The organism is Microcoleus sp. D3_18_C4, from assembly GCF_036702355.1.
In the GTDB taxonomy this organism is placed as follows: domain Bacteria; phylum Cyanobacteriota; class Cyanobacteriia; order Cyanobacteriales; family Microcoleaceae; genus Microcoleus.
Genome location: NZ_JAUBTF010000105.1, coordinates 1 through 13,081 on the forward strand (window position 1 = coordinate 1; position 13,081 = coordinate 13,081).

Consider the following 13,081-nt stretch of genomic DNA (forward strand, 5'->3'; position numbering starts at 1 on the left):
CTGCCTATTTTTTTTTAGCACACATTGGCTCAATCCTTACAAAGGTATGGGTTTCAGGCTGGTTGTTACCCCCCCAGCCCGAAAGCATAATTTTAGTCAACAGCCAACAGCCAACAGTCAACAGTCAACAATCATCTCGCTCGTGCGTGCAGAAATTATCCGATTGATATAGCGGGTAGCCACGGAATATCTGTAACGCCTGGGTCGTAACCAAGTTGTTTGAGCAGTGTGGTAATTTGCCCTCTATGGTGAGTTTGATGATTGAACATATGTGTCACCAGAACCCAAGTCGGTAGCACGCGGCATTTACCATCTACATTGCTTGTGTACTCAAACGGTTGACTCAACCAGTCAGAATTAAGGTGTCTAGACCATTCTATAATTTGCCGATCGGTTGTCTCCCGTTCTGCTCTCAAAACCTCAAATTCAGCATAAAGTTCTTGACCGATAACGGTAACAGAAAATGGGTGAAGAGTGAAACGCCCCATCCATGCTTTGTCACCATACAGTAAGTGATTCAAAGTGCCATGAATCGACTTGAAAAAAGCACCCATATCCTGTTTGCGCTGTTCATCAGGAATTGCCGAGCATACAGAATATATTTTTTGGTTCATCCAGCAATTGTACTCGGCCATTAGCTGGTAGTAGCTACCGTCGTACATACTCAAAACTTAACCATCTAGTTTGAACAACTTACATTATACAAATACGTCTTTCACAATACTCCTGACTCTAATTGGTCTAGATAAATAAATTCAGGAGCTTTAACTCCCGCTTCCTCTCTAATTTTAACCAGTGCAGGCGACTCAAAGAACGCTCTTGCATCTGTTGTTGATGTCCACGCGGAGAAATGAACGATTTTGTTGGGTTCATTGTCATACTTCAAGACTTGATAGGAGCGCTCGCCAGCTTCTTTTCGGATGCTTTCAGCACGATCGAATACCTGTTTCCAAGCTTCATAATTTTCTACTTCATGAATAATTAAGACATACTGCATAGCAATAAAGTTTATTGGAAGTTTAAGTTTGTGATGCTGCAAATTATAACAGGCGATCGCACATTTTTTGGCCTAAATAGCGATCGCCCCACGTTCAAAATGCAAAGCTGTCATCAATGGAAGCGATTGCTTCCCTTCGGTCGCAATGAGATACTTATGTATCAGGACTTACGTAACAAGTGGTTTGACGCGCAAATTATCGCGGTAAGACTCATGCACAACGCACCCTACATATAGAGGTTATGCGTCCAGGACTGTAAAGTAGTAAATAGTGCCTGATGTAAATAAGTGTTTCCTAAATATCGTGTCTATATTTTCTGAAATTCCGACTGTGTGGCTGCAAATTTCCCTCGTGGGAGTCTGGCTGGGTTTGATTTTACTGGTAGCTGAGGGCTTAAATCGCTTTACTTCTGTGGATGCTGAGGTATCGCGGAAGGTGGTTCACATCGGTACTGGAAATGTGATTTTGCTAGCGTGGTGGCTGCAAATACCAGGTTGGGTGGGGATTTCGGCGGGAATTTTAGCAGGTGCGATCGCCCTAATTTCTTACCAAGTTCCGATTTTGCCCAGTCTTAACAGTATCAATCGGCACAGTTGGGGAACTTTTTTCTATGCTGTTAGTATCAGCGTTCTGGTAGCTTGGTTTTGGCCACTGCAACATCAGGAATACGCTGCTTTGGGCATTTTAGTCATGACTTGGGGCGACGGATTGGCTGCTGTCATCGGCCAGAAATACGGCAAACATATTTATCGAGTTGGGGGAATTAAGAAGAGTTGGGAAGGTTCTGCAACTATGTATTTGGTGAGTTTTGCTGTTAGCAGTTTGATTTTGCTGGCGGTTCAAGGCGCAGTTTGGCAAACTTGGGCTGTGTCGGCTGTTGTAGCTTTAGTTGCTGCTACTTTGGAGTCGGTTTCCAAGCTGGGAATTGACAATCTGACTGTGCCGATCGGCAGTGGGGCGATCGCCTTTTTCCTAAATCAATTTTGGCTAATTGGTAATGTGTAATCTGAACTTCCCTCCACGGGGGGCGTTGCTGGATACAGGTATGAATTCAAGATTTCCCAATTGCTATAAGCCCGCTTGAGGGTGAGTTTTGTAACTTCAAGCGAAAACGTAATTCATACCGTGAATCAGCAACGCCAATTATCAATTGTCTAAGTCTCGTTAAAGCAGCCGACGTGCTTGTAAAATTTGTTGTTGCCATTGCTCGAAAGCGGGGATTTTTGAGCGATCGTCTGGGGGAAACATCGGCCTGATTTGCTCCATAAGCTCGATCGCCACCAATACACCAAGCTGCTAGCCATTAGGGTGATGATCGCACCTCATCACCCGTTCATCTCCTCACCAAATAACGGGAAATGAAGGTGAAGAGTGCGATCGCTATCTTTCACTTTTTTAAATTATAGACAAGGTACGCTTGAACGCTCTACAATAGAAGGCGTTTTGTCTTTTAATCCGTAAAGGCATTTTAGAGGTTACTTTTAATGAAAACTCAATATTACACCTCCGCCAGCTTAGATGGTTTTATTGCTGATTCACACAACTCTCTCGATTGGTTGTTTCAGTTCGGCGAGGCGGGAGACAGCTATCCTAATTTCCTCCGCGAAGTAGGGGCAGTAGCAATGGGAGCAACTACTTATGAATGGATTCTGACCCATCAGATGGATGAAGGTGCCGATCATCCCCAAGCATGGCCTTATGAACAACCGGCTTGGGTATTTACCTCTCGGACTATGCCTGCGATCGAGGGTGCAGATATTCGATTTGTGAAAGGGGATGTCTTACCTGTCCATCAAGAGATGATCGCGGCGGCAGGAAACAAGAATATTTGGCTTGTAGGAGGTGGCGATCTGGTCGGTCAATTTTACGATCGTGGGTTGCTTGATGAGGTAATTGTGTCAATTGCATCGGTGACACTTGGTAGCGGAGCACCGTTGCTACCGCGCACGATCACAACACCCCCGCTAAGACTTTTATCCGCGAAGGTTTATGGAGATGCCTTCGCGGAGTTGCGCTATGAAGTTCCTGTCCCGGCCGATGACACAACTGCTTAATCTTTAAAGCAGCCGGCGCGCTTGTAAAATCTGTTGTTGCCACTGCTCAAAAGTCTTTACTTTTGAGCTACCATCTCTCTCAACGATCGCCCTTATTTGCTCCATTAGCTCGATCGCCAGTGGTACGCCAAGCTGCAATTGTTCCAACACATCCCGCTGAGCAAAAACGGTTTCCGGTGTTCCTTCTAAAATCAATTTTCCTCGATCCATTACAAACACCCAATCAGCCCAGCGGTAGATGAAATCGAGGTCGTGACTTGCTAAAAGGATAGTGGTTCCAGCGCTGTGAATTTGTTGAAGTAAACCGATCAGTTGTCGGGTGTGACGCGGATCGAGATAGGCGGTAGGTTCATCTAGCAGCAGCAGTTTGGGCTTGAGAACCATGATATCGGCGATGGAAACCCGCTTTTTCTGGCCCAAACTGAGATTGTGAATTGGTTCGCGGGTGAGTTCGCTTAGATCGAATTGCTCGATCGCCTGTTGCACCTGTTGAGCAATTTCGGATTCTCTCAAGCCTAAATTGTACAATCCATAGGAAATATCTTCTTCTACCGTCGAAGCTACTAATTGATGTTCGGGATTTTGAAAGACGAGTCCGATTTGTTGGCGCAGTTGCATCAAAGATTTGCGATCGTAGCTAAAGGGTTCACCTTGCCAGCTAATGATTCCCTGTTGCGGTTGATACAAGCCATTTGCTAACAGAAAAAAGGTGGTTTTGCCACAGCCATTTTGACCGATCAGCCCGCACCGTTTGCCAGCGGGGACTTTGAGATTTAAACCCTGAATTGCCACTCGCGAACCGCAGGGATAGGAGTAGGAAGTGCCAGCGAATTCGAGAATCCATTCAGACATATGTGTTATTTGTTATTTTTTCTAGCCTTGTTCCCAGGCTCTGCCTGGGAATAAATACCCGGAGGCTATGCCTCCAATTACCGATTACCGATGAATGATTACCAATTAGCGATTACCGATTTCCATTGTATTTGTATCAGCCTTGATCAGATTTTGACAACTGCCAAAGTTGAATTTCATAACACAAATGCTGCTCAAAAAGTTGACCCGCCTCCAATCCTTCAACCACCAGCTTCTTGAACCAGCGACGAAATATCCAGCGCAGGAATTTGTGGACGGGGGGAACTGTAATCGCAATCAAATCGGCAACATAGATCATTGTATTCAGTCCATACCTGCGGAAAGTATCGACATACAAATCGATTGTTGGCAAAATATGGGCGGAAATATCCTCAGTTTTTACTAAAGTGAATCCAGCCTGCTTTAATGCTGCATGAAGTTCCGTAACAACATGACAATTAGAGAACATTCCCTCTTTATAATTAGCATCAGATCGTAGCATATCAGCCAGCAAAACGTAGCCACCCTGATTGAGGATTTTGGCGGCACCGTTAGCAATATCAACAGCCGACATATACTGGCTACTTTCGCTAAAGAGAATAAGATCGTAGAAATGGGTTGCTTTGAAGTCTTCAAACCTCGTGAGGTGGAAGATTGCCCGATCGCCCGTACACTTAAGAAAGCGCTGTTGTTGGAACGGATCGGGTGCGAGCCCTTCCACTGCAAAACCTCGATCGAGCAAATAAGCCGCATTGCCGCCAATCCCGCAGCCCACATCGAGTATCGTATGAGTGCCTTTGGGGATAGCATCCAACAGTTTTACAGTATAAGCTTGCTGAGCGAGGCGCAATCGTGCGATCGTTAGTTCGTCAGCGGGCACAGGTAGGGTTTCCCAATAGCCGTAGTGAAGGTAGGGCGAATCTGTCAGGCCCAAATAGTAATTAAGCGCTGCATTTTGGTAGCGAGTTACTTTGGAAATTTCGATTGATTTTGGCTGCGGCATTCGGAAATTTTAGTAAGTTTTAGGATTTAGGGCAGAGTTGAAATTCTTCCCAGCGCTTGCATACTTGTTCATAGCACTCAACAGGAGAAATTGCCAACTTTTGCAACAAATTGATATCAATGTGACCGTTGGCGATCGACAAAAAAATAATTGCTTCCTTGGGTTCATAACTAGCAATGATTTGCAGCAGATTGGAAACAGTATTTTCCTCTATTTCTAGTTGCTGTAAATAAACGGTTGCCTCCAAGTCGGAAATAAATTGCAAATCGTACTTTATAGTATCTACACTCCAATTCACCGAGCCATTAATGGGAGTATTGATTTTGCAAGCAACCAAGCCTCGTCCTCGATGCAAAAAACCATTCCAAGCAGTATGCCCGATCGGCAAAATATTTTGGTGAATAAACAAGTTTTGCCAGTAGCCAAAACTACCCTGCCAAACACTATCTTCAACTCGCATTTCTTTTCATTTCCCTTAAAATAAGATACCCTTCAGAACACAAATCGAATTACATCAGCGTTCATCTGTGTTTATCTGCTGATATCTGCGGTTAAAAAACCCCAATCCAATAATAAAAAAAATAATAAACTCACCATCATCCATACCTCGCAGATGAAAAACATGATTGTAAACAAATCGGCGGGCATCCTGACTCAGAGATCCAACGATCTCATTACAGTTGCGGGACAGCGCCGGATTCGCACCGAACTTTCCCCCTTGCGTCTGATGGCTGTTCTCCATCAGAGCCGATCGATATACGGGAATATTACCACTATTGGGGATATTTGACAAAAAAGCGTCCGCCTATTCACCAAACTCAATATTTTCATACAAATCTGCCAGCGAAATCTCCACAGGAATAGAGGTTAAAGTCAGCCTATCGCCCATACAGCTATATTCCGAAAAAATCCACTTATTCGCATCTGTTTTAGAATATTGCTCCACCTGTAGCCGATATTGGTCGATTAATAAATATTCCTTAAAACTAGGAATAGTGCGATAAGCAGCAAACTTTTCATCTCGATCGTAAGCTCTAGTACCTTTAGACAGCACCTCAGCAATGAGCAGCGGATTCGTAATTGTATCCGTCCGTCCAGATTGCAGTTCGATCGGGCGCGCTACCACCATCACATCCGGGTAAGTATAATTATTAAGCTGCGGAACCCAAAGCCGCTGATCCGAACTGAAAGTCCGATATGGTTTCCCTTTTAACGCCAGTTTCAGCGCAACAACTAAATTAGTGGTAATTTCATTGTGATCCGGTGTGCCGCCAGCCATCAGAACAATCTCCCCATTGATAAATTCATGCCGATCCTGAGAATTGATTTCTAATTCTAGATATTCCTCAGCGGTGTAGGTTTTGGTTTCAACTGGCGCGATCATACACAACGCTCTCCTTTAATCTACTCATTTCATTTTATCTTAAAAATCCTGCTAGTTAAACAGAAAAGTAGATTTTAATCATGCTAAGAAACAGGCAAGATGCCTGTTTCACAAAGAGGGAATTTTCTTGTGGGGCGTGAGTTTGGCATCAAGAACAGGCAAGATGCCTGTTCCACAAAGATTGAATTTTCTTGTGGGGAGTAGGGGTTGGGCCGAAGAGCCCGCCCGTGCGATCGCACTTAACAAACTTACCGCAGCGGGACAAAGTTATAGCCAGTGCTTCCTCCTTGTTTAACTTGCACTAAAATCGGCTTACCAGCCCGATCGCCCGTGGGCAAAAACTTCACATCCTCGCTCGATCCTGCTGTCGAAAAACTCGCATTTCTGAGTGCTTGTTGCAATCCTTCCCGCGTATTGCTTTGCCGCAAGCCAGCGATCACAGCTTGAGTCGCGTCAAAACTCGTTGCTGTTCGCCAATTCACAATTCCTCCCCAACGCTGGCGGGAATTTTCTGGGAAACGGCTACCGGGATTAGTTTCAGGATGCCAGGGAACGGGCAAAACAAGCCCGTCAACGTCTTTTTGTCCGTCTTTTAAAGTTTGAAAGGTGTAGAGCGTAGTGCTGCCGTAGAGTGGCAATTTGCCTCGATTGATGCGAGCTAGAGAGATGGCACGGTCAATGCGATCGATGTGGGGCGCTACCATCAATCCTTGTGCACCTTTGCTGACAGCATCGGCCAGGGCATTTTCCGCATTAAAAGAAGGAAGCGAAAAGTCGCAAACGGTGGGAACTAATTTGCCGCCAGCAGCAGTAAGAGAGGCAACAAATTCATCTTTAAATGATATGTTATCCGGTGCTTGGGAATCATAACAAACGGCAATATTAGTTTGGCTTGCTGTTTTCACTGCATATTCTGCTAAGGGAGCTGCCATTAAGCTAATATTGGGTACTGTCCGAAAGATGTAGCTGCCAAATCCTGAGAGATTATTGGCAAAGCTCGTCGGTGTAACCATTACCAGTTTTTCTTGCTGATATATCGGAGCAGCTTCGAGAGATGCGTTGCTAGCATTGTGTCCAATTACTGCTAGTATACTCGAATCTTGTGCCAATGTCTTTGCAACTTCTCTGACCACTTCTGGACTGTTGTCATCGTTGACAATTTCTACTTGCAGTTTGGCGCCGTTGATGCCACCGCTAGTATTGATTTCATCCTGAGCTTGGGCGACACCTCGAAGGATTTCTTGGGCGACATTAGGGTTGCTACCAATGGGGACACTGACAGCAATTTTTAAGGGGGAACCATTGCTGGCTGGGGTCTTATTCAAATAAATAATGGCATTATTCAAATAAATAATCGTTTCGGGATCGTTGCGATTTTGTTGCAGCGAATCCTGAAATTTTTTGACGGCTGCTTGGTAATCTCCATTGACAAAAGCTTCAACGCCGGCTTTTTTTTCTGCTGTTGTTTGGGATGTCACCAATAGCCGATTTCCTAAACTGATGCGACTTGCGATCGCTCCCGATGCGCTCGTTGTCGGTGTAGATGTATTTGAACTTTTGGCATTCAATAAACCGGGAAGGAACTTGTATGCGCCAAACCCAATTAAGCCGAGTACAATAATAAAAACAATGGGCGGCGGGCTGTTTCTTTTGTTAGTATCTTGATACATGATTTTTTCTCCTTATTTTGATAGTGTTTGGAGGCCGAACCTCGGGGTAAGTATTCCCAGCAGAGCCTGGGAAGAGAAAATTCCATCTAAACCTCACTTTCCCAGAAGTCCCCAATAGAGCGCGCCCCAAAGTTGGAAAACCTGCATTGCTTCCTCGTCATAGCCTTTAGTTTTGAAAATAGCCTCTGCCTGTTTTAGGTGGCTTATTGCTTGTTGTTTGTTTTTTATTTGGTCTTGGTTAAGCAAAGCCGATGCCAATCTGATGTGAGCATCAGCATCATTGGAGTCACTTCTAATTGCACTTTCCCAGTGAACAATCTCCTCCTCTATAGTCTCCCATTGAAGTTCTTCGCTAGAATTTTGTTGTCTGGGAAAGCCTTCGAGACCGTAATTTTTGATATTCAGAAATGTCGCAATGACTTCGGCTTTTTTATGCTTGTCTCCCAAACCAGTGCTGAAGTATGAAGTTAAAGGCACAGACCGCTTGCCTGACTCCAGCACCAGACATACACGATACTTAATACTCTCACTATCCTCAATCTTCTGTATTTCCACACCTGAAATATCTTGAATCAGGTGTTTGACCACTTTGATTTTGAAAATGAGTGGTTGTTCCCACTTGAAAGTCAGATGACCGAGATTTTTATCAAATGTAACGCTCTCAATCTGTGAGAATATCACCAACATCAAACCAATTACAGCAAATAAATAAAGGAAAACACTGCCGGAATACCAACCAAAAGGCAAACCAAATGCCAAAAAACTACCCCCAACGAATAGATTCATCCAAAATCCCGCCGTCTCTCGCAGTTCCAGCTTGTCTGATGTTTCTTTCATGATTTCATATTTAATTAATTTGCAGCTAATGTTATTAACATAATCAAACAAGCCCAAGTGAAAGTCAATTCATTAAATTCATTAATTAAGTTCATAAAAGTCATATTTCTATCTTTGGGGCGGGCAGGATGCCCACCCCCACAAGAGTTTCAGGGAAATGGGCTGTTTCCCGATCGCGTTTCTGGTGCGATCGCAGACAGTGCATTTCCAGATAATGCTAGGATCGTAGAACAAGTAATTGCGATAAACTTTGGTGAATTCATGGATTTTTGTCCAACTCTATGTATCATCTTTTACATCTAATTGTCTATAATGTCACGTTTTATAATTAACAAAAAGCTTGAAGAGAGGACGAGCGTCCTTTCTTCAAATTGCAAAACTCAACTATCGAACAATTCACCAAATGCCGAATCAATATCATCCTCAGCAACATCCTCAGACTTAGCAACTGAATGAGTAGGAGACTCCGGCGACAATTCAGCAATTATCACAGCAATATCAGTCTTAGCAACAACCTCAGACTTAGCAAGTGAATCAGTAGGAGATCCCGACGATTTTGGCGACTTCACCGAATGCACATTTGCAACTGGTGATTCTGCCACAGTTTCCACAACAATAGACTTAGATTTTTTGACATTAATTACAGGTGAATGTGCTCCATTTTCTCCATTTTTACTGGTTTCATTCCGCAGCAACATTGCCATCAAACCGTCCAGCAAACCCCCACTACCGCCGTTACCATTCACTGTGACATCGGGAACAACGCGAACGCTACCATCCGAAACCGCTTGCATCAGTTGCAACAGGGTGTAACTCTGCGTACCCAAAGCGTTGACACCAACTTGATAAGCATCCGCTTTTGCTTGTCCCATGAGGCGAATCCCTTCTGCTTCACCACTAGCGTGTTCGATCGCAGCAGTTGCACTCAGTTGGGCAATTTTCACCCCTTGTTCTGCCGCCACCACCTGATTTTGAATGTTTGCGATCGCAGTTGCGCGCACCAATTCTTGACGCTGCGACTCTGAAATGCGCTGCACTTCGTAAGTTTTTTCTTGTTCCTGAGCAATTTTGCGATCGGTCAATGTTTGCATTAACTCTCCTGGCGGCGAAATCAAACCGATCAGCGTGTCAACAGCCTGCACATCATAGGCCCGCAGGGCTTGACGAACGTGTTCTGCAGCCTCTGCTTGGCGTTCGCTGCGCGCGATTAGAAAATCGAGTATTGTATATTCTTGAGAAGAATTGCGAAAATAATTGCCCACAATTGGACGCAGCACTTGGTCGATTAGATTTTGCATCGAACCTTGGCGCGAAATGACTCTCGGTGCATCCAAAGTACCGACATGAATGATCTGAAAAACTTCTAACTCAAAGGTGAATCCGTCAAAAGAAAGCAATTTCAAAGCACTTAACTTGGAGTCGTAGCCGTGTTCTCCGCTGAACCGCGATGTGAAGTTTAAAACAACATCCGTAGTGGGAACAAGTTCTACTTTCATCACTTTTGTATTGATGGGATGTTTGCCTGGGTAAAGCGGTTCTACCCACACACCTTTATCGCCTTTATTGACAAGATTGCCGTGGGTAAAAGCGGCGCCACTTACATCTTGGTGCGATTTTCCCACATAGGAAATTACTACCCCTACATAGCCGATCGGCACTTCCGTCATTTTTACCTGTTCTACTTGCACAAACCAGGGATTGAGGTTCCAAGAACCAGATAAAATTACCTGTTCTTGCAAGCCCCTGCGCCCGCCACCTTTGATGAAAGATTGCGCTTTTTGGAAATTGTCGTGACCGGGAATTATCGGTCCGGCAATTTCACCTTCATCAATCGGAATCCCGTCTAGCACGTTCGCAATTCCCACGCGATCGGGAGCAAGTTTGTATAGTTGAAATTCCGACGGCTGCATACCCTTTGCAGTGGCATTTGCAGAAGTAATTACCTCAAATACTGCAGTATTAATCCGATAAGTACCAGTGGTGATGATGGCTAGTTGCCGTCCTTTTTCTCCACCGTCAGTGAGAAACTTTCGAGCATTTTGAAAATTGTCGCAATCGACGACTTTGCCTAAAATGCGATCGGGAGGAATGGTGGCTCCGTCATTGGCAATAATTAAACCGATTTCATCTTGAGGAACGACAACAACTGGTTCTTTGCGAATGCTATATTGCCAGGGAAAATAACCAAAATGCCAGCCGGGAGGAAGGGTATCTGCTTGCAAACCTCCTTCGCCATCGAGAGCAATCAATCTACTGGATGGCAAATTTTTGCGGGAAAATTTCTTGACAACAATTCCCACTTCTCGTTCGCCGATCGCAATTAATCCCAAAGTCCAGCCAATCTTCGGTATAAAGATGAAAATTAGGAAAATTGCTCCTACGGGATAGATCCAAATCGGAATGCTAAATCCTTCTGCTTGGGCTGGTTGAACTTCCTGGGCTTGGGGTGGCGGATTGCTTTGAGCGGAAGTTGGTGGGGCAAAAGCGCCTGCTGCTGCGATCGCGGTTGCGAAAGATACTGTTAATGGTAAAAGTTTGCGAAGCCAACGTGATTTAGTCATAGTTTTTAACCTGTTTTAAGCTCAAATGTACTGAAAAGTTGTTAACTACAATCAGTATTGAATAAATTTCTGTTGAAGTCAATTCATTAAAGTCATTAATTGTATTCATAAAAGTCATATTTGGAATATGATTGTGCATGAAATGCGATCGGTTCATCTCAAAATGAGTGACTAAAATTTCCATCCAATATTTAAAACCGATCGTACAATCTGTAAAAAAGTACGATCGCCCTTATGCAAATCCTGCGCGCTAAACTAACGAGAATACGAAAATTATCAACAATAGTCCTGGACGCGCGGGTGCTCAGAAACCGGGTTTTTTTCGACAATACTTCGTTACAACCCACAGATTAAGTAAAAACCCGGTTTCTTTGGCTATGATGCGTAAGTCCAGTTGATATTAACCACCACCACCACCACCACCGCCACCACCACCGCCACCACCGCCACCACCGCCACCGCCACCACCGCCACCGCCACCGCCACCGCCACCGCCATCGCTCATGCTTGGCATTACTTCTTTATACTTGTGATAGTAAGAGCAGTGTTGACAGTTGCAGGTAACTTCCTGCTCTCCTGCACTGGTATATGTAGGACTCAACAAAACGTTATAAGTCCGTTTGAGATTGAGCGTTTTGCACTGAGGGCAGCGTCGATTATTGATTGCATTGGTGATAATTATTAATACAATCACTACAATGAGTGCAGATACCCAAATCAGGATAAAAGACATTACAAAAGGCTCAGAGTCCAAAAAGACTTGTTCTTCCGAAGAAGATTGAGATTGATTGCCAGTTTGTTGCCAGCGAGGTTGAGGTACATTAAGAATTTGCTGGGGAAATGCAATCTGCACTTCTAATTCTTGCTGGGGTTGAACAGGCTGACTTGCCACAAATTCAAATGTTTTAGCATCTAGTTTGCGAGGAATGGCTGGCGTACCAAAATTCCTAAAAAACAGAACTTTACCTGACAAAGCTTCTGGTAATTTTACTCTAACTTTTGCGGCATTAATTGGGGCTTTGCGACCTGATGAAATGGCTTTCCAATAAACTTGAGTATCCTGACCATCTAGCTGCAATCCACCTACTACCCGATATTTGATAACAAAAGTATGTGATTCTGGCGCTTTTAATTGATGTTGCCAGCGAATCCAAAGTTGATTGTTTTCAATCCCGGTCGTACTGGCGATTTTTTGATTATTTTCGGCAACTGTCACATCTTTGATTTCATCGACTTTGCCTAAAGGAATATAGCGATATCGTTCGGTGTTGTAGTCACCGGTGAACACATATTTTTGCGTTTCAGTGACTAACATATCTCCGTTGGTCTGAACGTCGATTAGGACATTAATATTCTCCCAGTAGAAGGGTAGTTGTTGGGCGGCTACCTGAGTTAGTGTGACTATAAATATGGTCAATAAGGTGGTGAATAAATAAAGTATTTGTTTTAACTGCCGTTTGTTCATAATATAATTCCTACCTAACAGCTATTGATTACAATCATTCAATAGATTTCTTGTAAGGTCAATTCATAAAATTCATTACTTTAGTTCATAAAAGTCATACCTTTAGTCCGGCAGGGCTTGAAACGGTACCCCAAAATAGTAACGGAGGACGCGGCAGTGCGGTTTCCCTACCCCAAAATAGTAACCGTTCAGGGGGTGCGCCTGTGGCGCACCACCCCAAGAGGAGTTTAAGTATCAATATGTTGGAGAGCCGTTTG

Annotated in this window: 13 protein-coding genes and 1 riboswitch; of the genes, 3 read left to right on the top strand and 10 right to left on the bottom strand. The window is 44.1% G+C overall.

The features are described from left to right. Positions 1-155: 155 nt before the first annotated feature. The gene (locus QUA90_RS28830) at positions 156-662 is read right to left on the bottom strand and encodes a DinB family protein (RefSeq protein WP_333448614.1); all 507 of its coding nucleotides are present in this window, start codon (positions 660-662) and stop codon (positions 156-158) included. 53 nt (positions 663-715) lie between these two features. Then, positions 716-997, bottom strand: a complete 282-nt coding sequence (locus QUA90_RS28835) for an antibiotic biosynthesis monooxygenase (protein WP_333216526.1) — start codon at positions 995-997, stop codon at positions 716-718. 304 nt (positions 998-1,301) lie between these two features. Between QUA90_RS28835 and QUA90_RS28840 the strand changes: the two genes are divergently transcribed. Both QUA90_RS28840 and QUA90_RS28845 read left to right on the top strand, forming a co-directional pair. Beyond that, on the top strand, positions 1,302-2,003 hold the full coding sequence (locus tag QUA90_RS28840; protein ID WP_333448615.1) for a diacylglycerol/polyprenol kinase family protein: 702 nt from the start codon (positions 1,302-1,304) through the stop codon (positions 2,001-2,003). Positions 2,004-2,482: 479 nt separating this feature from the next. Next, positions 2,483-3,052 (top strand): dihydrofolate reductase family protein, encoded by a 570-nt coding sequence (locus QUA90_RS28845; protein WP_333390024.1) that lies wholly within the window; start codon positions 2,483-2,485, stop codon positions 3,050-3,052. A 3-nt stretch (positions 3,053-3,055) separates the two neighbouring features. On the opposite strand, the gene QUA90_RS28850 is transcribed toward QUA90_RS28845, so the two are convergent. The 6 genes from QUA90_RS28850 to QUA90_RS28875 form a co-directional block, all read right to left on the bottom strand. Beyond that, complete coding sequence (locus QUA90_RS28850) at positions 3,056-3,904, bottom strand: ABC transporter ATP-binding protein (protein WP_333448616.1); 849 nt, start codon at positions 3,902-3,904, stop codon at positions 3,056-3,058. 136 nt (positions 3,905-4,040) lie between these two features. Next, positions 4,041-4,907, bottom strand: coding sequence for a methyltransferase domain-containing protein (locus QUA90_RS28855; protein WP_333448617.1), 867 nt, complete (start codon positions 4,905-4,907; stop codon positions 4,041-4,043). Between the two features lie 19 nt (positions 4,908-4,926). Continuing rightward, a complete protein-coding gene (locus tag QUA90_RS28860; RefSeq protein ID WP_333329084.1) occupies positions 4,927-5,367 on the bottom strand; it encodes a hypothetical protein in 441 nt (146 codons plus the stop codon). Positions 5,368-5,529: 162 nt separating this feature from the next. Continuing rightward, positions 5,530-5,674, bottom strand: a riboswitch (cobalamin riboswitch). Positions 5,675-5,712: 38 nt separating this feature from the next. Further along, positions 5,713-6,291, bottom strand: coding sequence for a Uma2 family endonuclease (locus QUA90_RS28865; protein WP_333329080.1), 579 nt, complete (start codon positions 6,289-6,291; stop codon positions 5,713-5,715). A gap of 248 nt (positions 6,292-6,539) precedes the next feature. After that, a complete protein-coding gene (locus QUA90_RS28870; RefSeq protein ID WP_333448618.1) occupies positions 6,540-7,961 on the bottom strand; it encodes an ABC transporter substrate-binding protein in 1,422 nt (473 codons plus the stop codon). Between the two features lie 93 nt (positions 7,962-8,054). Further along, a complete protein-coding gene (locus QUA90_RS28875; protein WP_333448619.1) occupies positions 8,055-8,798 on the bottom strand; it encodes a hypothetical protein in 744 nt (247 codons plus the stop codon). Positions 8,799-8,855: 57 nt separating this feature from the next. Here QUA90_RS28875 and QUA90_RS28880 point away from each other — a divergent pair, with 57 nt between their 5' ends. After that, positions 8,856-9,101, top strand: coding sequence for a hypothetical protein (locus tag QUA90_RS28880; RefSeq protein WP_333330275.1), 246 nt, complete (start codon positions 8,856-8,858; stop codon positions 9,099-9,101). A gap of 77 nt (positions 9,102-9,178) precedes the next feature. On the opposite strand, the gene QUA90_RS28885 is transcribed toward QUA90_RS28880, so the two are convergent. After that, a complete protein-coding gene (locus QUA90_RS28885) occupies positions 9,179-11,359 on the bottom strand; it encodes an SPFH domain-containing protein (protein ID WP_333448620.1) in 2,181 nt (726 codons plus the stop codon). Between the two features lie 400 nt (positions 11,360-11,759). Further along, positions 11,760-12,824: a DUF2207 domain-containing protein gene (locus tag QUA90_RS28890; RefSeq protein ID WP_333448621.1), complete on the bottom strand. Its 1,065-nt coding sequence runs from the start codon at positions 12,822-12,824 to the stop codon at positions 11,760-11,762. Positions 12,825-13,081 lie beyond the last annotated feature (257 nt).